This is a genomic window from Mesorhizobium hunchu (assembly GCF_040081975.1).
Taxonomy (GTDB): domain Bacteria; phylum Pseudomonadota; class Alphaproteobacteria; order Rhizobiales; family Rhizobiaceae; genus Mesorhizobium; species Mesorhizobium hunchu.
The window spans coordinates 226,183-247,757 of sequence record NZ_JBEBMG010000006.1 but is presented as its reverse complement, the minus strand read 5'-3'; the positions used below and the strand labels follow the sequence as shown (position 1 = coordinate 247,757).

The following is a 21,575-nucleotide window of genomic DNA, read 5'->3' as shown; positions in this document are numbered from 1 at the left end:
CGATCGCCCTGCGTGTGACCAAGGCGGCCTTGCAAGTCAAGCCCCGTCCCCGGCGGCCTCGAAGAGCTGAAAGGCTAACCCACCTGTTTCAAAAGAGCTTTTTCGATCACTCATGATTAAAACCGAACACGAATCTTTTGCCGGCTCTTCCCAATTTTGCCGCAACCTTTAGGCTGATATGACATTGAGATGACGGTTCCGTGACGCTTTTCACGGCTGAGGGCTTGGAATTGGAACGGAAAAAAGACACCCGCCATCGGGCGCATCCGCCAGTCGCCGACGCTGAATTTTCAGCCTCCGGCACGTGGGCATCATTCAGGGCCGGACTGGGCTACGCCCTTGTCTCGCTCCTTGCCGCGGCCGTTCTCGTCTTCCTGATCGAGCTGATTTTCCGTGGCGATTTCGCTGCTACGGTCGGTTTCTTCCTGCAACCCTTCAAACCAGGATGGACGACCGTCATCCTTTTCACGCTTATTCTGGTGGCGCTGGATGCCATCCTTGGCCGCAGGTATCAGGGACTGATGGTCGTCGCGCCGCTGACCTTGTCGCTGGCTTTCGTCGGCCACCAGAAGTCGCACTATCTTGGCGACCCGCTCTATCCAACCGATTTCCTCTATGCGCGCCAGATCGTCGATCTCATGCCGTTGCTTGTGCGTGAACGTCCATGGACCGCCGTCGCCATGGCTGTCGGCATCGTCGCCGGGCTTGCGCTTCTCGTCTACACATGGCGTGAATGGCGCCGACGCATGCCGCGCCTGACCTATAAGGGCAGACTGGCGCGCCTTGCGCTTTGCCTGCCGATGCTGGCCTTCTTCGTCTCGATCATGGACTACGCGACGTTTTCGTGGACGCGCGACCGCCTCCAGATCATCCCCATGATGTGGGACCAGAAGGAAAACTACGCTTCCAACGGTTTCGCACTCGCCTTTGCGCTCAACGTGCCTATGGCGCATGTCGGCGCGCCCTCCGGCTATTCCGCCAAGGCCATTGACGCAATCGCCAAACCGAGGGTCGCACCGTCGATGCCGGCGGAAAAGCCCGACATCATCATCGTGATGAGCGAATCCTTCTGGGATCCGACGCAACTGCCGGGCGTGTCGATCACGCCCGATCCCATTCCGCACGTCAGGTCGCTGCGCTCGGGCTCGATGTTTTCGCCCGAGTTCGGCGGCATGACCGCAAATATCGAATTCGAGACGCTGACAGGTTTTTCGAACGCATTCCTGCCCACCGGCAGCATTCCCTACCAGCAATATGTGCGCGCGCCGATCCCATCTGTTGCCAACTTCCTGAAGAGCGAAGGCTACGAGGCGCGTGCCATCCACCCCGGCACCAACTGGTTCTGGAACCGGACCAACGTCTACGCCGACTTCGGCTTCGACGACTTCAAGTCCGAAGAGACGCTGCCGCCGATGCAGAAGCGTGGGCCGCTCGCCTCGGACGCCGCGATGACGGACGAGATCATCAAGGAAGCCGACGCCACCGAGAAGCCGTTCTTCTTCTTCGCCGTCAGCCTCCAGAATCACGGCCCTTACGAGCCGCACCGCTATTCGGACACAACGCACACCGTCGAGGCACCGATCAGCGATTGGGCATGCGCCTCGCTGCTTAGCTACGCCGAGGGCGCGTCGGACGCCGACAAGGGTCTCGAGAGACTGGTGGAATGGGCCAAGGCGCGCAAGCGCCCGACGGTCATTGCTTTCTTCGGCGACCACCTGCCGCCGCTCGGTCCCGTCTATGTTGAAACCGGCTTCCTGAAAGACAATGTCGCGCCGCGCCGCGAGCCGGCCGAGCAGATGAAGCCGCACCACGAGACGCCGCTGGTGATCTGGTCGAACAAGACGGGACCGGTCAAGGATCTCGGACCGGTCAGCCCGGCCTTCCTGCCCTATCATATCCTCAAGACGGCAGGTATCACCCACCCCTACTACACCGGCTTCCTCGGCGACCTGCAGAAGCACTATGCGGTGGTCGACCGCAACATGCTGCTGGAAACGGACGGGCAAGCGGTGATGGACTGGGCGCGTCAGAAGAAGATCGACCCGATGGTCCGCGATTTCCGCTATCTCCAGTACGACATGATGTTCGGCAAGCGTCGCGGCGCGGCCGAGTTCTTCCCCGAAACGGTCGACAAGCTAATCGCTCATACGAGCTGAGCGGTTTTCACCGACGCCTTCTGGACGCGGCTTTGGGCCGCCGGAGACCGAAAACCTCCGCACACCGGTGAATTCGGTTGTCGACAGGTCAATCGTCGAGCGAATACCCGAGATAAGCCCGAGCCTGACGGCGCAGGCGTTGCTTCAGAACTTTCCGGTTTCCCTGAACACTTCGAATGTCGTGCGAATATGGTCGGCGACCGACTTGACCGGCGCGCTGGCTTCCGGTGATACGACCATCGCCAGACTGTAGTTGCCGATCTCGGGCAAGCCGTCCTTGGCACCGAGCGCAACCATGTCGCTTCCGAGGAACGAGCGCGGCAGGGGCGCGATCGCCAGGTCGGACATGATCGCGGCGCGCTGGCCGGCCGTATGCGCGCTCATATAGGCGACGCGATAGTTGCGACCCTCGCGGCCCAGGGCCTCCAGCGCGCCTGCCCGCCATGCGCAGCCTTCCTCCCAGACCGATATCGGCATGGGGTCACGCAGATGGGCGCAGCCGCCCTTGGCGCCCGCCCACACGATCGGCTCCGTCAGCAGCACTTCGGCACCGATGGCGCTGGCCTTATAGGAATTGGTCAAGAGCGTGATGTCGAGCGCCCGGTCGTCCATGCGCCGCCTGAGATTGATCGACTGGTCGATGGTCACGTCCACCGCGATCGCCGGATGCGACTGGGCGAAACGCTTGAGGACATGCGGCAGAACCCGCTCGCCATAGTCATCCGGCGAGCCCAGTCGCACGACGCCGACGATGTCGGGCACGATGAACTTGGAGACCGCCTCGCGATTGATCGCCAGCAGCCGGCGCGCATAGCCGAGCAGCATCTCGCCGTCGGTCGTCAACGACACGGAGCGCGCATCGCGGGCGAACACCGAACGACCGAGGATATCCTCCAGTTTCTTGATCTGCATGGAGACGGCCGACGGCGTGCGGTAGACCGCCGTCGCCGCGGTGGTGAAGCTGCCGGTCTCGGCGATGGCCACGAACGTGCGCAGAACATCCAGATCGAGCAGCGGAAGGGGATGATTGAGAGGAGCGTTCACGCTTCACCTTTCAATTTTTCTGATAGAAAACATCATACCATTTCGTTTGATTGAACGTCAATCCGAGCTCATATGGTTCCTGTCAATAGACGACAGCGAACGCGACCCGCCGTAGCGGCAAGCCGCCGCCAACCAAGGAGGAAGACCATGTCAACGATCCTGTCGACCATCGGTCGGATTGCCAGCGAATTCAACGCCGCGAGGACGCGCTACCGGACGGAACGCGCCATCTATGCCCTTCCGATCGAGTTGCAGAAGGATATCGGCTGGCCGGAAGCGCGCGGTGCAAACACTACCCTCTTCAACCGCGTTCATGATTGGGCCGGCGCGAAATGACCTGTGACAGTGTGTGTTGAGAAGCCCGCCGTCCGGCGGGCTTTTTTATTGCCTCCATCGAGACCCGCCTTGCCTGCATGGCGCATGTGAACCGGCCGCATGGCTTGCCGCAACCTGGCTACCTGCCTGTAAACACAGGTGATTCACCCAAATCGACCATGAGCGACATGTCGCATGTCGCTTTTCATATCAAGCGCTTCGCATTTGCGATTTCACGGCGAACCGCGCAGGCCTATATGCAGGCCAATCAACGAGCCGGCCCCACTCCATAACGCGAAGGCGACCCGTCTGAGCAACCGAATGGAGATTGATATGAAGCTGTTCAGCCGCTTCTTCGCCCGCCGCGAAAGCAACATGACCACCGTCATGGAACGCCAGCGCCTTTCCCGCACGATGCCCGGCCAGACCGGCGCCGTCGCCGCTGCCCGTTTGGGCTTCGTCGCCTAAGCCGAATCTGGTGCCGTACGCTTCGTTGCGGCCCCGATCATGACATGGCCGCCTCGATGACAGATCGGGGCGGCCTTTGTGCGTCCGCGGCATTTTTCCGCCGGCCGGGATCGACGTGCGCGACGGTTGCCGATTTGCGACCCCTCAATGAACCATGTCGCAAATTTAATCTGTCGTGAGCCGCCTACCCGATTGACAGCTAAGGTTTTTCCTGATGACGCTATGCTGATAGCGACGTTCAATTCGCGTCATTGGCTGGTGAGGGTCACTCGTGAACGCTATCAAGGATCCGGTCAAACGGTCGTTCGTCTTCTTCCTCGTTCCCGACTTCACGATGGTCGCGTTTGCGACCGCGCTGGACCCCTTGCGGCTGGCCAACAGGATGCTGGGCTACGAGGCCTACAAGTGGAGACTCGCCAGCATAGACGGCAAGCCCGTGCGGGCTTCCAACGGCGTGGAATGCGCCGTCCATTCCTCGCTCGATGACGAGCGCCGCAAGATGGCTGGCCCCGACCGGCCGTCGATGGCGATCGTCTGCAGCGGCATCAATGTCGACCGCTATCATAACAAATCGGTGTTCGCCTGGCTGCGCGAGGAATACAACCGCGGCGTCGCCATCGGCGGCCTGTGCACGGGCGCCTATGTGCTGGCCGCCGCCGGTCTTCTGTCCAACAAGCGCTGCGCCATCCACTGGGAGAACCTGCCGGGCTTCCAGGAGGCTTTCCCGAAGGCCAATGTCTTCGCCGACCTGTTCGAGGTGGACCAGAACATCTACACCTGCGCCGGCGGCACCGCCGCGCTGGACATGATCCTCAAGCTGATCGGCGACGATTTCGACGAGAGCCTGGTCAACCGGGTGTGCGAGCAGGTGCTGACCGACCGGGTGCGCAGCCCGACCGACCGGCAGCGCCTGCCGTTGCGCGCCCGTCTCGGGGTGCAGAATTCCAAGGTCCTGGCCATCATCGAATTGATGGAGGCGAATCTGGCCGAGCCGCTGTCGCTGATCGAGATCGCGGATCATGTCGATCTGTCGCGCCGGCAGATCGAACGCCTGTTCCGCACCGAGATGGGCCGCTCCCCTGCCCGCTATTATCTGGAAATCCGGCTCGACCGGGCACGGCACCTTTTGATCCAGTCGTCCATGCCGGTCGTCGAGGTAGCCGTCGCGTGCGGCTTCGTTTCCGCGTCGCATTTCTCGAAATGCTACCGCGAGCTATACGCCCGCTCACCGCAGCAGGAGCGGGTGGACAGGAAGCAGTTGCTGGCGGCGTAATTTCTTTTCCCCGTTTACGGGGTGAGGGAAAGGCTACGCCGCTTCCACCGTCCGCATGGTTTCGACGCGGATGTCTTCCGTCAGCCGCGCCTTTAGGGCGGAGAATTCCGGGCTGGTCTTCACCGTATAATGACGCGGATGCGGCAGGTCGACCGGCACGTCGGACTTAATGCGCCCTGGCCGCGCCGTCATCACCACCACCCGCGAGGCCATGAAGATCGCCTCCTCGATGTCGTGGGTGACGAACAGCACCGTCTTCTTCTCCCGCTCCCATATGCCGAGCAGCAGTTCCTGCATCAGGCCGCGCGTCTGGTTGTCGAGCGCGCCGAAGGGTTCGTCCAGCAACAGGATTTCGGGATCGTTGGCGAGCGCGCGGGCGATCGCCGTGCGCTGCTGCATGCCGCCGGACAGTTGCTTCGGCCAATGGTTCTCGAAGCCGCGCAGCCCCACGAGGTCGATATAATTGGCGACGATCTCGCGCTGCTGCTTGGTGGGCACACCCTTCTGGCGCAGGCCGAAGGCGATGTTCTCGCCTACCGACAGCCACGGAAACAGTGTGTAGGACTGGAATACCATGCCGCGATCCGGCCCCGGCCGCGTGACGGGGCGTCCGTCCAGCAGCACGCGTCCGGTGGTCGGCTGGTCCAGCCCCGCCACGATCCGCAGCAGGGTCGACTTGCCGCAGCCTGACGGGCCGAGGATGGTGATGAAATCGTTGGCCGAAACCTCCAGATCGGTCGGCTGCAGCGCCTTCACCGCGTCGCCCCCATGCACGCCGGCGAAGGTACGGCTGACATTCTCGATCCTGAGCTTGCTCATGCCAGGCTCCACGGAAAGAGCCGGCGGTTGAGCGCCTTGAAGGCGAAGTCGGAAAGAAGACCGATCAGGCCGATGACGATGATGCCGAAGATGATCTGACCCGTCGCCAGACGCGACTGGCTGTTGATGATCATGTAGCCGATGCCCGATGACGCGCCGATCAGTTCGGCCACGATCACGTAGGTCCAGGCCCAGCCGAGTACCAGCCTGAGCGTCTCGGCAATCGCCGGCGCGCTGGCCGGCATGATGACGCGTCGCACGATGCCGCCATCCGAAGCCCCGAGCGTGTAGGCAGCCTCCACGAGATCGCGCCGCGTATTGCCGACATGGACGGCGATGATGAGGATGACCTGGAAGACCGAGCCTACGAAGATCACGAGCAGCTTCTCGAACTCACCGACGCCGGCCCACAGGATCAGCAGCGGAATGAACGCCGACGCCGGCAGGTAGCGGGCGAACGACACGAACGGCTCCAGGAACGCCTCCACCGGCTTCCACGCGCCCATGGCGATGCCGAGCGGCACCGCGACGACGGTCGCCATCAGGAAGCCGCCGAAGACGCGCCAGATGGTAATCAGGATATCGAGCCAGAAGCGGTCCTCGACCAGCAGCCGCCAGCCGTCGCGCAACATCGACAGCGGATCGGCGAGGAAGATGCGGTTGACGTGCCCACCGAACGTCAACCACGCCCAGAAAGCCACGAAGATCACGAAAAACGAGATTCCCAACAAGGCGCGAAGGCCCGGGGAAACCGGATGCAGGGGGCGCATCATTTGCAAAAACCCTGTCGTTGAAAAGGAAGCGACGGCGCCCGAGACGCCGCCGCGCAAGATTGCCGTGCGTTTCTTAGTCGGAAACGGCGCTGGTATCCACCAGCGTCGAGACGTCCGGCTTTTCCTTGATCAGGCCCATGCCGAGCAACAGGTCAGATGCGGTATTCGAGAAATCGATGAAATCCTTGGTGAAGAACTGCTTGTTCTCCGCCTTGTCGGCCCATTTCAGGTATTTGGCCGACTCCTCGAATTCCTTCGCCGACTGCTTCACGTCCGCGCCCATGATCTCGTAGGATTTCTGAGGATCGTTCTTGATCGCGTCCAACGCCTCGAAGTAGCTGTCGGCGAGCGCCTTGGCGGCATCCGGATTGGCCTTGAGGAAGTCCGGTGTGCAGCCGACCGTATCGAGCACCATCGGATAGTCCAGGGTGGTCGCGATGATGTGGCCCTGGTCTGGCTTGTCGCGGACGGCGGAGATGAACGGCTCGTAGGTCACGGCCGCGTCGTTCTGACCGGCGAGGAAAGCCTGCGCGGCCGCGTCCGGCTCGAGATTGACCACGTTCACGTCCTTGGTCGACATGCCGTTCTTGTTCAGCACCCAGGCGAGCAGGAAGTAGGGCGAGGTTCCCGGCGCCGAGGACGCCACGGTCTTGCCCTTGAGGTCGGCCACGGTCTTGATGTCGGGCCGCGCCACGATGCCGTCGGCGCCATAGGACTTGTCGAGCTGGAAGATCTGCTTGGTAGTGACGCCGCTGGCGTTCCACACGATCCAGGTTTCAACGGTGGTCGCGGCGCATTGCAGGTCACCGCTGGCAATCGCCAACGGGCGGCTGGCCTGCGGCACCTTCTTCAAGGTCACGTCCAGACCGTGCTTCTCGAAGATACCGCTCTCCTTGGCCAGCGTAAGTGGCGCGAAGCCAGTCCAGCCGCTGATGCCGATGGTGACCTGGGTGGCGGCGGCGGCCGGCATCGCCGCCCCTGCGACCAGCATGGCGGCCGCGGCGAGAAGAGTGCGAATTTTCATGGTGGTTCCCCTGTAGGCTGTGTTTTCCCAATTCTGTCACAGACGCGATTTGCGTTGTCAATGAAAGGTGATGTTGCGCCAGAAGGGAAAGGTGATGCCACGGCAGCGGGAAGCAGACGGTTTCGCAACTGTCAGCGGTTGCCGTCGTCATACATCCAGGTACGGTTGCGCCACATCTTCTCGCCGACGAGGCAATCGACCGCCGGCCCGTCCGCCGCCAGCAGCACCGGAGGCTGTGCAGCCACCTCGGCCGAGCGGCGCGGCGAGCCGGGACCGGCCAGTTCCATCACCAGCTTGCGCCGGACGGCCTCGGGAAACTGCGGCCAGTCGTTGACCGGCACCATGAACGCGCCCGGCCCGCCGATGACGCAATCGCTGTAGTAGCGGTCGAGATCGGGAACGTCGAAGATCGAGGCATAGCCGCCGGTTGTCATCAGGGGCAGGCCGTTGATGGTGATGCCTTCGCCGACCAGCCGGTCGCGTACCGCCGCGACGGGGCCGCCCTGGTTGTTCGATCCGTCGCCCGAGATGTCGACCACCCGCTTCATCCCCTTGAAGCCGCTTTCGGCGAACAGGTCGCCGGCGAACTCCAGCGCAGCCGAAATCGAGGTGCGGCGCGCGCTGCCGGGCGGCCGCGCCGACATTCCCGCCACCACGCGCTCGGCGTCGGCGCGATCGGAAATCGCCGTCCAGGGCACGACGACGCGCTGCGTGGTCGTTCCGGCCCACTCGACATAGGTGACCGCGATCCTGCCGTAAGCGCCGTCGGCGATCGCCTGGAGAACCGTGTCATGGGTCAGCGCGGCGGCATAGCCGCGGCGCTGGATTTCCAGCTCGGCGAGCGACATGGAAAGGGAAACGTCGACCGCAAGGACAAGTTCGACATCAACAGGCTCGACCGCTTGGGCGCTCGACGGCGACAGGGCGAGCAGCGCGCCGCCCAAGGCGATCCACCATGAAGGAACCCGACGGGACATGGCCAAGGATACGGCAAACCGCCGTCATAGGAAACGGTGCCGACGGCCGCCGTCACGGTCACGATCCGGAGGGCACCAAAGCCTTTCAGGTCCCTGGCTGCGACTATCCTCAGCTTCGCGGCTTGAGGTTCTCCGGATCGTAGAGCGGCCTGTAACCCACGGCGACGACCTCGACCGGATAAGTCTCGGCAAAATACTCGACCTGGAGTTTCCTGCCCTCCTGGCAGTAAGCCCACGGCAGGTAGGCCAGCGCGATGTTCTTGCCGATGGTCGGACCGTAGGCGACCGAGGTGGTGTAGGAGCGGCGGCCGAGTTCGTCGACCAACGTCTCTCCCGTCACGGGATCGATGACCGGCATGGAGCCGACCGGATAACGCGGCACGCCGCCGGCGTCGCGGTTGTCCGTCATCACCAGCGTGCACAGCATTGCCGGCTGGTGGTCACGCGCCTTGTATTCGAGGTGCTTGGCCTTGCCGCGGAAATCGGCCTCCTTGACCTTCGGGCGGGCGAGATCGGCCTCGATGAGGTTGTATTGCGTCAGAAGATCGGCGTTCTGGAGACGCAGCGATTTTTCCATGCGGCGTGAATTGGCGTAGGTCTCGACGCCGAAGGCCATCACGCCTGTGGCGCGCAGCGCGTCCCAGACAGCGAGGCCGTCCTCGTATTTCATGTGCAGTTCCCAGCCCTGCTCGCCGACGTAGGAGATGCGGAAAGCGGTGACAGGCTTTCCGGCGATCTCGATCGGCTTGATAGCGGCGAAGGGAAAGTTCTCGGGGTCGAGCCCGGCCGGATCCGCCACCACCTTTTTCAGCGTGGCGCGAGCGTTCGGTCCCCAGACACCGATGGTGATGAATTTTTCCGAGACATCGGTGACGGTGACGTCGAGGCCACGATCCTCGGCGACGCGCTTCATGTAGTGGAAGTCGCGAGGGCCGGCATCGGCGCCGTTGACGAGGCGGCAGCGGTCGGCCATGCGGAAGACGGTGAAGTCGGCGCGCACCATGCCCTCGTCGTCGAGGAAGTGGGTGTAGATGCCCTTGCCGATGTTGTTGTCGCCGCCGATCTTGGCCGCGCACAGCCATTCGAGCAGTTCAACATGGTCCGGTCCGGCGATGTCCACCATGTGGAAGTGCGACAGGTTGACGATGCCGCAATCCTCGCTCATCGCCAGATGCTCGGCATTGGAGACGCGCCAGAAATGGCGGTTATCCCATTCGTTCTCGCGCACTGGGACGCGGTTGCCGTATTTTTCCAGCAGGTGCTCGTTGGCCTTGTAGCCATGCGCACGCTCCCAGCCGCCGAGTTCCATGAAATAGCCGCCGAGTTCCTTCTCGCGCTCGTAAAAGGGCGAGCGCTTGACGTTGCGACCGGTGGCGTAGGGTTCGCGCGGGTGGATGGCGGGGAAATAGATCTTCTGCGCCGCCTCGTAGGTGCGCCCCTCGATGAATTTTTCTTCAAGCTGGTGCGGGTAGAAGCGCGAATAGTCGATTCCGTTGTGGTCGATCTCGGTGCGCCCGTCCGTCATCCAGTCGGCGATCAGCTTGCCGTAGCCGGGGCCGTCCTTGACCCAGATGGCGACGCAGTACCACAGGCCCCTCACCTTCTGGCTCTCGCCGCAGGACGGACCGCCGGCGGCGGAGACCTGCAGCAGGCCGTTGAAGGAATGGCTCTCGTTGTAGCCGAGTTCACCGAGGATCGGCGTCAGTTCCATGGCCCGCTCCAGCGGCTCCATGATCTGTTCCATGTCGAGGTCGCGCTGCGAAGGCGACAGCCGTGCCTCGTTCTTCTCGAGAATGTCGCGCGGATGGCAGAGACGCGGCTTGTCGGTCTCGTAATAGCCCCACTCGATCTGGCCGCCCTCGGTGGTCTTCGGGTCGCCGGTGTCGCGCATATAGGCGGAGTTGCCCTGGTCGCGCAGCAGCGGATAGCCGATCTCCTTGCCGGTGCCGGCGAATTCATCGAACGGGCCGAAGAAAGTCAGCGCATGGTCGACCGGCATTACCGGCAGATCCTCGCCGACCATTTCGGCGATCAGCCGGCCCCAGATGCCGGCGCAGACGACGACATAGTCAGCCATGATGGTGCCGCGATGGGTGACGACGCCCTTGATGTGGCCGTCCTCGACGATCAGCGAGGTCGCGGGCGTGTTGGCGAAGGCCCTGAGCTTGCCGGCCTTCTCGGCCGCGTCGACCAGCTTGCCGGCAACCGTCTGCGAACGCGGAACGACGAGGCCGGCGTCGGGATCGAACATGCCGCCCATGACCTTGTCTTCCTCGATCAGCGGGAAGAGCGCCTTGATCTCAGCCGGTGTGACGAGACGGGCACGCGTGCCGAAGGCTTTGGCCGAGCTGACCTTGCGCTTGATCTCCTCCATCCAGGTCGCGTCGCCGGCGCGGGCGATTTCGAGCCCGCCGACACGGGCGTAATGGCCCATCTTCTCGTAGAAATCGATCGAATACTGGGTCGTCCAGACCGACATGTAATCGTGGCTGGTCGTGTAGCAGAAGTCCGAGGCGTGCGCGGTCGAGCCGATATCGGTTGGGATGCCGGACTTGTCGATGCCGACGATGTCGTCCCAGCCGCGCTCGATCAGATGATGGGCGACGGAGGCGCCGACGATGCCGCCCATGCCGACGATGACAACCTTCGCCTTGTTTGGAAACTCTGCCATCGCGCCTGCTCCGAGTGCTCTCATGCCTTCGGGAGGGCATCGTCCACCGTCCCGTTCGGCGCACACTATGCAGAGGGCGGCGCCGGCGCCAGCGCCTGTTTGCGACACGGCAGGCCAGCGGCGCGACGACGGCCGCAAACAAAAAGGCCGGGCAGTGCCCGGCCTTCGCTGCTGGTCACGACCCCGCTATTTGACCGTGCCGACGCCGTTGGTGATGGTCACCGTTTCGGAACCGCTCAGGGCTTCGAGATCGCCGTTCGGCAAGGTGACGAAGCAACCGTTGGGACAGAACTCCGCGGTCTCGCCGGCAGCCAGCGAGAGTTCGGACTTGCTGCTGCCTTCCGTCACCACCAGCGTCCTGGGCTGCTTGTCATTGTTGACGGCGGTGGCCGCGAATGCGGCCTGACCCGAGGCCAGAACCACCAGAACGGCAATAGCCGATTTCAACATATCAATCCCGGTGTCGCCACCGCCCCTGCTTCCGCTTGTAGGCCAATCTATAGGCGATTGAAGCTGAACCGCAACTGAATGCCTTGTTCATGCCGCAATTGGACCGACGCCGGCATGGAAACTCAGCCCGGATCGGGTTTTCTTCGGCGCCCTGCGGGTTTGGTGGCCCGCGCTGCCGCGCGTCTGGCATGGCGTTCGGCCAATTCGACCTCGGACTTGTCGTCGTCGGACGGCCACGGCTTTCCGTCAGCCGTCTCGCGCTTGATATGAACGTCCCTTTGCAGGAACGGAAGTCCGATACCCTCGTTGCGGAAGGCCTCCAGTACGGCGAAACGAATATCGTTCTGCACGGTCGACCCGTTGCCGACATCGGCCAGAAACACGCGGATCTCGAAATTCAGCACGGAGTCGCCAAAGCCGGCGAACAGCACGAACGGTTCCGGGTTCTTCAGCACCATCGGATGGGACGTGGCGATGTCGAGAAGTATCTGATGAACCTTCCTTGCATCCGAATCATATCCGACCGCGACCGGAACCTCGACCCGTCCGAGCTTGTTGCGATGGGTCCAATTGCCGACCGCCCCGTTGATCAGCTCCGAGTTCGGCATAATCACAGACTGTCGCTGGAACGTCTCGATCTCGGTCGCGCGGACACTGATCTTCTTCACCGTGCCGCTGGTGGTCCCGGCCACAATCCAGTCGCCCACCTTGAAAGGTCGCTCGGCCAGAAGGATCAGGCCGGATACGAAATTCTGGACGATGTTCTGGAGGCCGAAACCGATGCCGAGCGAGAGCCCGCCCGCGACGAGCGCCAGGCTGGAAAGATCGATACCCGCCGCGGAAATGCCGACAAGCGCGGCGATCGCGATGCCGGCGTAGCCGACAACCAGTCTGATGGAATTGCGCACGCCGGCGTCGACCTTGCCGCGCGCCATGACCGAGCCGTCGAGCCAGCCCTGGAACCACCGTGTCAGGAAGTAGCCTATGACGAAGACGACGATGCCCGAAAGAATGTCGGCAAGCGAAATCGTCACCGATCCGATGGTGACGCCGGTCGCCAGCCTGTAGATCCACGCTTCGATGTCGCCGAACCGGAAGCCCCACATCAAAAGGATGAGCGGCAGGAAGACGACGACGATGAGGATGTTGAGCGCGACGCTCACGACCAGCCCGAGTTGATCGAGCGTGCCTTCCTCGAGCGACGAGTTCCTGCCGAGCCATTGTCCGAGCGAGGAATTTCCGAACCCACCCTCGGCGCCGAGGGCGCGCGCGGACAGAAGCCCGATATAGGCGGTGATCAGGATCGTGCCCGTAACCACGACCTGAAGCGACACGAAGATCGCAAGGCCGATATAGCCGAGCAGGGCCGCCCCGATCGTGAAGATGCCGAGCAAGAAGGTCGTGCATCGCAGCCACATCGGCCAGCGCCGCCACTCGCCGGACTGCGAGCGGAACGGCTTCAGCGACCCCATCAGGATCAGCAGGATGCCGACGACGATCGTGGCCAGGAAGCTGCGCGCGACCGTCAGCGACAGCGGCGAGCCCATCTGGTCATTGACGATGGACAGGAAGGTGTTGAACCCGAGGACGGCGGCCATCACCGTCGCCAGCGCCGCCAGCCAGCGCCCTGCGCGGGGTTCGACGGGGATCAGACGCCATTGCGGCTGCGACGGAGACAGAGCGGCATTGGTGAGCCGGTTGACGCAAAAGACGAGGCCGATAACCGTCATGGCCGCGCGCAGGAATATGCCGATGTCGCCGCGCAGAACGCCGTAATAGTCGTAGAAGAAATAGGTGGCCGTGAAAAACACGGCCAGGGCCAGCGTCGGCAGCAGCGTCGACCAGAAGGCGCGCGACAGCCGGCTGAGATAGGACGGACCGTCGGCATGGATCGTCGGGTCTATGAGCCTGCTGAAAAGGCGGCGGCCACCGAACAGCAGAATGAAGGCGGCGGCGAGCGCCATGAACGTCGCCGCCACCACCGACTGGAACTTGAACCTGAAAGCGAAGTTGAGCCAGGACGATATGGTCCTGCCGAAATTTCCGAATTCCGCCTTGGCGTCCGCGGCCACCTTGCTGGTGAAGGCGTCGGTCAGTTCGTAGCGCCTCGTCAGAAAACTGCGGAACAGATCGCTGCGAGCCGTCGCGACCTCGTTGACGAGACCACCGATGCCGACCGACAATGCCTCGGCCGAGGCGACGACGGCATTGATATCGGCCTTCTCCGCCACCAGCGCCTGGCGTTCGGTGGCGACGATGTCCGGCTCCGCCGGCTGGCCTTCGGCGGGCGCCGGCCCCAGTTGCTCCAGCCGCTTGTTGATGTCGTTCAGGCGCGGCCTGAACGCGACGGCGCTTTGCAGCACCTGCGGCGCCAAGCCCTCGAGCTGCAGCTTGATCTCGACGAGCTTGTCGTCATCCTGCCCGTTCTGTTCGATCTGTTTTTCGAGATCGTCGACCTTCGCGGCGATATCCTTCAGCGCCTTCTGCTGGTCGGCGACGAGATTGGCCGGGGTGGTCTGGCCAATGTCCTGCGCGACAGCGGCGGCAAACGGCGCCGGCACGGCGCCAGCGCACACGATGAGCGCAATCAGCAGCCGGAGGAACCATCGGGAGAGCGAAAGGCGAATCAAGGGCAGTGACCTTCGGCGGATTCGGCTTCTCGAAATGCCGGCAATTGATAGTGGCCGGCGACGTATACGGCAAGCGCGGCCGCAACAAGGCACGTCGGCCTGTCGAAAAGCGATGGCGTAATATTGGCCTTGGCCGTGTCGCCTGCTCTATAGTCTGCCGACGCCCGAACTGGAAAACTGACTCAATGGCGGAATATTCGGCCTTCGCGCTGCTGAAAAATGCCCTCAACGGCAACAAGGACTGGAAGCCGGCGTGGCGCAAGCCGCAGCCGAAGGCTTCCTACGACGTCATCATCATCGGCGGCGGCGGCCACGGCCTGTCAACCGCCTATTACCTCGCCAAGGAACACGGCGTCACCAATGTGGCGGTGCTCGAGAAGGGCTATCTCGGCTCCGGTAATGTCGGCCGCAACACGGTGACGATACGCTCCAACTACATGCTGCCGCCCAACACGCGCTTCTACGAACATTCGATGAAGCTGTGGGAGAACCTCTCCCACGACCTCAACTACAACGTCATGTTCTCGCAGCGCGGCGTTCTCAACCTCGCCCATACACCGGCGCAACTGGACGACTTCGCCCGACGCGGCAATGCCATGCGCCACCAGGGCGTCGACGCCGAACTGATGACGCCGGCCGAGATCAAGAAACTGATCCCGGCCATGGACATTTCGGCAAGTGCCCGCTTTCCCATTCACGGCGGCTTGATGCAGCCGCGCGCCGGCACGGCCCGTCATGACGCGGTCGCCTGGGGGTATGCGCGCGGCGCGGATCGGCGCGGCGTCGACATCATCGAGAACTGCGAGGTCACTGGCTTCCTCAGGGACGGCGACCGGATCGTCGGCGTCACCACCTCGCGCGGCGAGATCCGGGCGAAGAAGGTGGGCGTGGCCGTGGCCGGCTCGACCGGCCGCGTGATGCAACTGGCCGGCATCGATCGCCTGCCGATCGAGAGCCACGTCCTGCAAGCCTTCGTCACCGAATCGATCAAGCCGTTCCTGGATACGGTCGTGACCTTCGGCATGGGCCATTGCTACATCAACCAGTCCGACAAGGGCGGGCTCGTCTACGGCGGCGACATCGACGGCTACAATTCCTACGCCCAGCGCGGCAACCTGCCGATCGTCGAGGACGTGATGAGCGAGATGCTGGCGATGTTCCCCTCGCTCGGCGGGGTGCGGCTGCTGCGCTCCTGGGGCGGCGTGTGCGACATGTCGATGGACGGCTCTCCGGTCATCACCAAAGGCCCCCTGCCCGGCATGTATCTGAATTGCGGCTGGTGCTACGGCGGCTTCAAGGCGACTCCAGCCTCCGGCTTCTGCTTCGCCCACACCATCGCCCGCGACGAACCGCACGAATTCAACGCCGCCTTCACGCTCGACCGCTTCAATCGCGGCATCCTGATCGACGAAAAGGGCCAGGGCGCCACGCCCAGGCTGCATTAGAGAAGCCTCATGCTGATCACCTGTCCCTATTGCGGCCCGCGCGACGTGTCCGAATTCACCTATCAGGGAGACGGCAACCGCCGGCGCCCCGAAGCGGCGTCGCAGGATCTCGACGCCTGGAACGACTATGTCTACGGCCGGCTCAACCCGGCAGGCGACCACAACGAGATCTGGCAGCATTCCGGCGGCTGCCGCATCCATCTGCGTGTGGTGCGCAATACGCTGACACATGAGATGTCGTCCCCCGTCCCGGTGCGCGAACCCGCCGGCGCCGCCGCACGCAAGGGAGCGCGCTCGTGAGCCCGCGCCGGTCGGACAGCGGCGGGCGCGTCGATCGCCTGAAGACCGTCCGCTTCACCTTCGACGGCGTTTCCTACACCGGCCATGCCGGCGACACGCTGGCGTCCGCCCTGCTCGCCAACGGCGTCTCGCTGTTCGGCCGCTCGTTCAAGTACCACCGCCCGCGCGGGGTCATGACCGCCGGCGTCGACGAGCCGAACGCATTGGTCACGGTGTTGCGCGGCCCCGTGGGACAACAGGCGGGGCAGCAGGTGCGCGACCCCAACATTCCCGCCACCATGATCGAAATCCACGACGGGTTGCGCGCGGAGAGCCAGAACTGCTCTCCTTCGCTCGCATGGGATGTCGGCGCGGTGAACCAGCTCGGCGGCAAGCTGTTGGCGGCCGGCTTTTACTACAAGACCTTCATGGGGCCGGTGATCGGGCCGCTCAAGGGCACCCGGTTCTGGATGTTCTGCGAGCACTTCATCCGCCGTGCCGCCGGCCTGGGTCGCGCCGGCCGCGAGGCCGATACGGCGCGCTACGAACGCATGAACGCCTTCTGCGACGTGCTGGTGGCGGGCGCCGGCCCAGCGGGGCTGACCGCGGCAAGGACTGCGGCCGCCGAAGGCAAGCGCGTGATCCTGGCGGACATCGATGCGAATTTCGGCGGGTCCGCGAACTGGTCGGGCGAGACCATAGACGGCCAGCCCGCCGCCGATTGGGCCGCCTCGCTCGTCAAGGAGCTCAAGGCTTTGCCGAACGTGCGGCTGCAGCCGCGCACGACGGTCTGGGGCTATTACGACGGCAACACGATGGCCGCCGTCGAGCGGGTCAGCGACCACAAGGAGCATCCCGCCAAGGGCGAGCCGCGTCACCGGCAATGGACGATCCGCACCGGCCAGGTCGTGCTCGCCACCGGCGCGCTCGAACGACCGCTGGTGTTTCCCGGCAACGACCGGCCGGGCGTGATGCTGGCGGACGCGGCGAAGCGCTACGCCAACGCGTTCGGCGTGCTCGTCGGTGAGAAGGTCGCCGTCTTCACCAACAACGACAGCGCCTATGGCGCGGCCTTGGCTCTGAAGAACGCCGGCGCTTCGATCGTGACGATCGTGGATGTCCGTTCCGACGTATCGGCCGCAATGCGCGATTTGGCCACGCAAGCGGAAACCGACCTGCTGGCCGGCCATGCCGTGGTCGCGACCGAAGGCGGCAAGGCGCTGTCGGGCATCAAGGTCCAGCGGTTCGACCAGGTGACCGGCGCGTTGTCCGGCGAGGCGCGCAGCCTCCACGCGGATTGCCTGATCGTCTCGGGAGGCTGGTCGCCGGCGATCCATCTCGCCAGCCAGGCCGGCGCCAAGGCCGAATGGAACGAGGCCTTGCAGGCCTTCCTGCCGCCGCAGCCGACGCAGAAATGGACCGGCGCCGGCGCGTTCAACGGCACGATGGAGACCGCAGCCGCGATCGCCGAGGGTCATGCGGCAGGCGTGGCGGCTTCAGGCGGCAAGGCGGCGGGTTTCGATCCGCCGGCGGTCGATGCACTGCCCGGCAACGCCGAGCCCGCGCCGGTTTTCGAAATCAAGGCACCGGGAAAAAGCTTCGTCGATTTCCAGCACGACGTGACCGCCGCCGACGTTCGCCTCGCCCATCGCGAGGGCTTCGTCTCCGTCGAGCACCTGAAGCGCTACACCACGCTCGGCATGGCGACCGACCAGGGCAAGACCTCCAACGTGCCCGGCCTCGCCATCATGGCGGCGGCGCTCGGCAAGCCGATCCCGGAGGTCGGCACGACCCGCTTCCGCCCGCCTTATGCGGCGGTTTCGATCGGTTCGCTGGCGGGCGAACGCTATGGCGACCTGAAGGCCGAGCGGCTGACGCCGATGCACGACTGGCACGTCGCCAACGGCGCGACCATGCAGCCCGCCGGCCTGTGGTGGCGACCGCAGATCTACGGCCATGCCGGCGAAACCGTCGAGCAGGCCTATGTCCGCGAGACCAGATCCACGCGCGGTTCGGCCGGAATCGTGGACGTGTCGACGCTTGGCAAGATCGCCGTGCAGGGGCCGGATGCGGCCGAGTTCCTCGACCGCGTCTATACCAACATGTTCTCCACGCTCGCAGTCGGCAAGGCGCGCTACGGCCTGATGCTGCGCGAGGACGGACTGGCCTTCGACGATGGCACCACCTGGCGGCTGGGCGAGCAGGACTTCCTCATGACCACGACGACCGCCAATGCCGGCAAGGTCATGCAGCATCTGGAATATTTCCTCGACGTGATCTGGCCGGACCTCAAGGTCACCGTCACCTCCGTCACCGACGAATGGGCGGGCGCGGCGATCGGCGGCCCGAACGCCCGCGCCATTCTGGCGGCATGTGTGAAGGGTACGGCCGTCGATAACGCGGCGCTGCCCTTCATGGGCCTGGTGCATGGCGAGATCGCCGGGGTCCCGGTGATGATCTGCCGGCTTTCCTTTTCCGGTGAAATGGCCTTCGAGGTCTATTGCGGCGCCGGCTGGGGCACGCATGTATGGGAAGCGCTGATGGAGGCCGGCAAACCGTTCGGCCTCGTTCCTTACGGGATGGAAGCGCTGGGCACGATGCGCATCGAAAAGGGTCACGTCACCGGCGCAGAGATCGATGGCCGCACCACGGCGCGAGACCTTCACCTCGACTGGATGCTGTCGAAGAAGAAGCCGTTCATCGGCTCGGCCATGATGGACCGCGAGGGACTGGTCGCGAGGGACCGGCTGCAACTGGTCGGCCTCGTCTCGCTCGACAACCGCCCGCTCAACGGCGGCGCGCATGTCGTGCGGCAGATCGACAAGGAGAACCCGCACGGCTCGATCGGCCATATCACCGCCGTCTGCTATTCGCCTTCGCTCAGCAAATACATCGGACTGGCTCTCGTGGAGGGCGGCAAGGCGCTGCATGGCACGCGCGCCTTCACTTCGGACCCGCTGCGTGGCCGCTACGGCCCGGTCGAGATCGTCAGCCATCATTTCTTCGACCCCGAAGGGAGCCGCATGCATGGCTAGGAAAAGCGCACTAGTCCCGGCCGGCGCGGCGGCGCGTAGCCTCGTCGAGCGTGAATCGCCGCTGGCCCCGGTCTACCGCCCCGGTTCGCATGGCGATTTCGAAAGCGGCATCGGCGTCGCGCTGAGCGAGACCGCGCCGGCCTCGATCGTTCAGCTTGCGGCATGGCCAGGCCAGGAGGGAAAGCTCCGCGACATCATCGGCTCAGTGATGGGGCTGACGATCGCCGAACAGCCGGGCAGCGGCAGCGCCGACGGCGCGAAGGCGGCTTTCGGCATCGCACCGGGAAAATTCCTCGCCAGTAGCGACAACGACTTGGCGGCCGCGTTCGCCAAGGCCGTCACGCCGGCAATCGGCACGGTCACCGACCTCTCTCACGGCCGCACCGTCATCCGCGTCGAGGGGCCGGAAGCCGAATGGATCATGGCGAAGTTCTTCGCGATCGACTTCGCGCTTTCCGTTTTCCCGGTCGGAGCCGGGCGCTCGACCATGCATCACGACGTGTTCGCGCAAATCCAGCGCAGCGCGCCCGAGCAGTTCGACATCTACGTCTTCCGCTCTTTCGCGCGCTCGTTCTGGAAAGCGCTGTGCCACGGCGCGGCGGAAGTCGGATACGAGGTCGCCTGACACCCGGCTGCTCGACGGCGTTTGTTCTTCTGGCATCATCGGCCGGCGCCACTGTCGCTTGAGGGGCTGTTCGCCTGTCCGATAATGGCGCCGGACTCAGCGCATATCCGCGCGCCGCACGGCAATCCGGTTCGCCTTCATGAGCGCAGACATCACGGCGACAGAATCGGCCCGCCTCGACCAGTCGGGCGGGGTGTCGCTGCTGGTTCCCGTCACCGTCGCCTTCGGCGTCTTCATGACGAGCCTCGACCAGAACGTGATCGTCACCGCCCTGCCCGGCATCGGCGAAAGCCTCGCCCGGCCGCCCAGCGAACTCGGGCTGCTGGTGACCGTCTATGTCGCCAGTCTGATCGTCTCCATGCCCATCGGCAGTTGGGCCGCGGACCGCTTCGGCCTGAGGAACGCCTATTGCGTCGCCGTGCTGATCTTCGGCGCGGCGTCGGCCCTATGTGGCATGGCCGGCGGCCTGTGGACGCTGGTCGGCGCGCGCGCCCTGCAAGGCTTCGGCGGCGCGCTGATGGGCACGCTGGGGCAGGTGACGGTACTGCAAAGCTTTCCGCGCAGCCGCACGCTCAAGATCAACATGTACATATCGCTGGCGGGACAGACCGGACCGCTGGTCGGACCGCTGGTCGGCGGCGCGCTCACCACCTACGTTTCCTGGCGCTGGATCTTCTTCATCAATATTCCGATCGCGCTGGTGGTGGCGCTGTTCGGCGCCGTCCTGTTCCCCTCTGCGCGCAAGTCGGTCCGCACGCCGCTCGACCTGACCGGATTCGGCCTGGTCGGGGTCGGCATGGTGCTTCTGGTGCTCGGCATGGATTCGATGGCGGAGAAGGATTTGGCCATCGGTCCCATCCTTTTCCAGATCACCCTGGCGACGGCGGTTCTGGCCGTCGCGTCGTTCCACTGCCTGCGCAGCCCGAACCCCATCCTCGACCTGAAACTCCTGCGCATCCGCACGTTCCGGATTTCGTTCGCGACCGGTGGCGGGCTGGACACGATCGGCATGAGCGCGGTGATGTTCCTGCTGCCGCTGATGTTCCAGCTCGGCTTCGGCATGAGCGCGGTGCGCGCCGGGTCGCTGACTTTCGTAGCGGCGGTCGGCTCGCTGCTGACGCGCTTCGTGATGCCGATGGTGCTGCGCCGGCTGGGCTTTCGCCGTCTGCTGGTCATCAACACGCCGATCTGCGCGGCGCTGGTCGCCGGCTTCGCGCTGTTCCAGGCGACGACGCCGGTATGGATCGTTCTGGCCTACATCTTCGTCTTCGGCGTCTTCCGCTCGGCGCAATGGGCCTCGTCCGGCAACCTTTCCTATTCGGACATCGCGCCGGAACAACTCGCCCGCTTCAGCGCGCTCTATTACATCCTGTGGCAGCTCGCCGTCGCCGTCAGTATCGGCACCGCCGCGGCGGCGCTGTCCCTGCTGTCGTCCGCGAAGGGCCATGCCGCGACGGGCGATTTCCGCATTCTGTTCATCGCCGAAGCGCTCGTCACGCTGAGCGCGCTGTTCGCCTATCTGAAACTCACGCCGCAAGACGGTGCGCATGTGAGCGGGAATGTGGTGGTGGGTAGTGAGTAGGCAATCGGC

17 protein-coding genes are annotated in these 21,575 nt (G+C 64.2%); 9 read left to right on the top strand and 8 right to left on the bottom strand.

The features are described from left to right. Positions 1 to 326: 326 nt before the first annotated feature. Positions 327 to 2,156, top strand: a complete 1,830-nt coding sequence (locus tag ABMA46_RS13280) for an LTA synthase family protein (protein WP_349000153.1) — start codon at positions 327 to 329, stop codon at positions 2,154 to 2,156. Positions 2,157 to 2,300: 144 nt separating this feature from the next. Here the strand turns inward: ABMA46_RS13280 and ABMA46_RS13275 are convergent, their stop codons facing one another. Further along, entirely contained in the window at positions 2,301 to 3,200 is a 900-nt protein-coding gene (locus ABMA46_RS13275) for a LysR substrate-binding domain-containing protein (protein WP_348999981.1), read from the bottom strand. 147 nt (positions 3,201 to 3,347) lie between these two features. Here ABMA46_RS13275 and ABMA46_RS13270 point away from each other — a divergent pair, with 147 nt between their 5' ends. The 3 genes from ABMA46_RS13270 to ABMA46_RS13260 all read left to right on the top strand — a co-directional run bounded on the left by ABMA46_RS13270 (position 3,348) and on the right by ABMA46_RS13260 (position 5,256). Continuing rightward, positions 3,348 to 3,536: a hypothetical protein gene (locus ABMA46_RS13270; RefSeq protein WP_348999979.1), complete on the top strand. Its 189-nt coding sequence runs from the start codon at positions 3,348 to 3,350 to the stop codon at positions 3,534 to 3,536. A gap of 312 nt (positions 3,537 to 3,848) precedes the next feature. Continuing rightward, the gene (locus tag ABMA46_RS13265; protein ID WP_348999977.1) at positions 3,849 to 3,983 is read left to right on the top strand and encodes a hypothetical protein; all 135 of its coding nucleotides are present in this window, start codon (positions 3,849 to 3,851) and stop codon (positions 3,981 to 3,983) included. A 334-nt stretch (positions 3,984 to 4,317) separates the two neighbouring features. After that, positions 4,318 to 5,256, top strand: a complete 939-nt coding sequence (locus ABMA46_RS13260) for a GlxA family transcriptional regulator (RefSeq protein ID WP_349000151.1) — start codon at positions 4,318 to 4,320, stop codon at positions 5,254 to 5,256. Positions 5,257 to 5,289: 33 nt separating this feature from the next. On the opposite strand, the gene ABMA46_RS13255 is transcribed toward ABMA46_RS13260, so the two are convergent. From ABMA46_RS13255 to ABMA46_RS13225, 7 genes are all read right to left on the bottom strand, one after another. Further along, a complete protein-coding gene (locus tag ABMA46_RS13255) occupies positions 5,290 to 6,075 on the bottom strand; it encodes an ABC transporter ATP-binding protein (protein ID WP_348999976.1) in 786 nt (261 codons plus the stop codon). Next, complete coding sequence (locus ABMA46_RS13250; RefSeq protein ID WP_349000150.1) at positions 6,072 to 6,845, bottom strand: ABC transporter permease; 774 nt, start codon at positions 6,843 to 6,845, stop codon at positions 6,072 to 6,074. The genes ABMA46_RS13255 and ABMA46_RS13250 overlap by 4 nt, the downstream gene beginning before the upstream one ends. Before the next feature lie 76 nt (positions 6,846 to 6,921). After that, positions 6,922 to 7,872 (bottom strand): ABC transporter substrate-binding protein, encoded by a 951-nt coding sequence (locus ABMA46_RS13245; protein WP_348999975.1) that lies wholly within the window; start codon positions 7,870 to 7,872, stop codon positions 6,922 to 6,924. Positions 7,873 to 8,003: 131 nt separating this feature from the next. Next, positions 8,004 to 8,849 carry a DUF1194 domain-containing protein gene (locus tag ABMA46_RS13240; protein WP_348999974.1) on the bottom strand — a complete coding sequence of 282 codons (846 nt, stop codon included), beginning with the start codon at positions 8,847 to 8,849 and terminating at the stop codon, positions 8,004 to 8,006. A gap of 109 nt (positions 8,850 to 8,958) precedes the next feature. Next, a complete protein-coding gene (locus tag ABMA46_RS13235) occupies positions 8,959 to 11,520 on the bottom strand; it encodes a GcvT family protein (protein WP_348999972.1) in 2,562 nt (853 codons plus the stop codon). A 186-nt stretch (positions 11,521 to 11,706) separates the two neighbouring features. Continuing rightward, positions 11,707 to 11,970 carry a hypothetical protein gene (locus ABMA46_RS13230; RefSeq protein ID WP_348999970.1) on the bottom strand — a complete coding sequence of 88 codons (264 nt, stop codon included), beginning with the start codon at positions 11,968 to 11,970 and terminating at the stop codon, positions 11,707 to 11,709. A 122-nt stretch (positions 11,971 to 12,092) separates the two neighbouring features. Further along, on the bottom strand, positions 12,093 to 14,606 hold the full coding sequence (locus ABMA46_RS13225; protein ID WP_425475743.1) for a mechanosensitive ion channel family protein: 2,514 nt from the start codon (positions 14,604 to 14,606) through the stop codon (positions 12,093 to 12,095). A gap of 179 nt (positions 14,607 to 14,785) precedes the next feature. Between ABMA46_RS13225 and ABMA46_RS13220 the strand changes: the two genes are divergently transcribed. The 5 genes from ABMA46_RS13220 (at position 14,786) to ABMA46_RS13200 (ending at position 21,566) form a co-directional block, all read left to right on the top strand. Next, complete coding sequence (locus ABMA46_RS13220; RefSeq protein ID WP_348999967.1) at positions 14,786 to 16,045, top strand: sarcosine oxidase subunit beta family protein; 1,260 nt, start codon at positions 14,786 to 14,788, stop codon at positions 16,043 to 16,045. 9 nt (positions 16,046 to 16,054) lie between these two features. After that, positions 16,055 to 16,345, top strand: a complete 291-nt coding sequence (locus tag ABMA46_RS13215; RefSeq protein ID WP_348999966.1) for a sarcosine oxidase subunit delta family protein — start codon at positions 16,055 to 16,057, stop codon at positions 16,343 to 16,345. Beyond that, a complete protein-coding gene (locus ABMA46_RS13210) occupies positions 16,342 to 19,359 on the top strand; it encodes a sarcosine oxidase subunit alpha family protein (RefSeq protein ID WP_348999964.1) in 3,018 nt (1,005 codons plus the stop codon). Before ABMA46_RS13215 ends, ABMA46_RS13210 begins: the two co-directional genes overlap by 4 nt. Continuing rightward, positions 19,352 to 19,984 carry a sarcosine oxidase subunit gamma family protein gene (gene soxG / locus ABMA46_RS13205; RefSeq protein WP_348999962.1) on the top strand — a complete coding sequence of 211 codons (633 nt, stop codon included), beginning with the start codon at positions 19,352 to 19,354 and terminating at the stop codon, positions 19,982 to 19,984. Before ABMA46_RS13210 ends, soxG begins: the two co-directional genes overlap by 8 nt. Before the next feature lie 139 nt (positions 19,985 to 20,123). Continuing rightward, positions 20,124 to 21,566, top strand: coding sequence for an MFS transporter (locus tag ABMA46_RS13200; RefSeq protein WP_348999960.1), 1,443 nt, complete (start codon positions 20,124 to 20,126; stop codon positions 21,564 to 21,566). Positions 21,567 to 21,575 lie beyond the last annotated feature (9 nt).

Coding starts and splice junctions, on each gene's coding strand:
- ABMA46_RS13270 (WP_348999979.1), top strand. CDS start 3,348: ATGTCAACGATCCTGTCGACCATCGGTCGGATTGCCAGCGAATTCAAC.
- ABMA46_RS13265 (WP_348999977.1), top strand. CDS start 3,849: ATGAAGCTGTTCAGCCGCTTCTTCGCCCGCCGCGAAAGCAACATGACC.
- ABMA46_RS13260 (WP_349000151.1), top strand. CDS start 4,318: ATGGTCGCGTTTGCGACCGCGCTGGACCCCTTGCGGCTGGCCAACAGG.
- ABMA46_RS13255 (WP_348999976.1), bottom strand. CDS start 6,075: ATGAGCAAGCTCAGGATCGAGAATGTCAGCCGTACCTTCGCCGGCGTG.
- ABMA46_RS13250 (WP_349000150.1), bottom strand. CDS start 6,845: ATGCGCCCCCTGCATCCGGTTTCCCCGGGCCTTCGCGCCTTGTTGGGA.
- ABMA46_RS13245 (WP_348999975.1), bottom strand. CDS start 7,872: ATGAAAATTCGCACTCTTCTCGCCGCGGCCGCCATGCTGGTCGCAGGG.
- ABMA46_RS13240 (WP_348999974.1), bottom strand. CDS start 8,849: ATGTCCCGTCGGGTTCCTTCATGGTGGATCGCCTTGGGCGGCGCGCTG.
- ABMA46_RS13235 (WP_348999972.1), bottom strand. CDS start 11,520: ATGGCAGAGTTTCCAAACAAGGCGAAGGTTGTCATCGTCGGCATGGGC.
- ABMA46_RS13230 (WP_348999970.1), bottom strand. CDS start 11,970: ATGTTGAAATCGGCTATTGCCGTTCTGGTGGTTCTGGCCTCGGGTCAG.
- ABMA46_RS13220 (WP_348999967.1), top strand. CDS start 14,786: ATGGCGGAATATTCGGCCTTCGCGCTGCTGAAAAATGCCCTCAACGGC.
- ABMA46_RS13215 (WP_348999966.1), top strand. CDS start 16,055: ATGCTGATCACCTGTCCCTATTGCGGCCCGCGCGACGTGTCCGAATTC.
- soxG (WP_348999962.1), top strand. CDS start 19,352: ATGGCTAGGAAAAGCGCACTAGTCCCGGCCGGCGCGGCGGCGCGTAGC.
- ABMA46_RS13200 (WP_348999960.1), top strand. CDS start 20,124: ATGAGCGCAGACATCACGGCGACAGAATCGGCCCGCCTCGACCAGTCG.